Source organism: Mesorhizobium sp. BHbdii, assembly GCF_053848045.1.
In genome coordinates, this window is the sequence record NZ_JBSPKX010000122.1 from 1 (window position 1) to 530 (window position 530).

Here is a 530-nt window from a genome sequence, read left to right on the forward strand (position 1 = left end):
GGACGGAGTGTTCAATTGTTGCAGGACGATCGGCACTGCGATGGCCGAACGCGGCTCGGGCAACATTGTCAATATTGGATCGATCTGCGGCTCGATCGTTGCAAAGCTGCAGAGCGACCCAGCCTACAACGCCAGCAAAGCTGGCGTGCACATGCTCACAAAGAGCTATGCCTGCAAATGGGCAAAATCAGGCGTTCGCGTCAACGCAGTCGCTCCAGGCTACGTCGCCACGAAGATGACCAATGACTCCAACGACAGCATTTCGACCTGGGCCGAGCTTACGCCGATAGGGCGCTTGGGCCGGACGGAGGAGATCGCAAATGCAGTTCAATTTCTCGCTAGCGACGCATCCAGCTACGTGACCGGCACAGTTCTTCCCGTGGATGGAGGGTACACGATCTGGTGAGTGCGGTCTCCCATTTGCGAACCCGGCTGGGCGTCACGCGGGACAAATCGTTTCTCAAAATGTCCTGCAGGACGCCGAGCCGAAGGCCGCGAATCGTGACCGCTGCTAGCCCAGCCTCGCCGTC

General features: G+C 59.1%; 1 protein-coding gene. It reads left to right on the forward strand.

Translation table 11 applies throughout. The features are described from left to right. On the forward strand, positions 1-406 hold a 406-nt coding region (locus ACWTU8_RS32180; RefSeq protein ID WP_455851297.1), incomplete at its 5' end, for an SDR family NAD(P)-dependent oxidoreductase. Between the last annotated feature and the right edge of the window lie 124 nt (positions 407-530).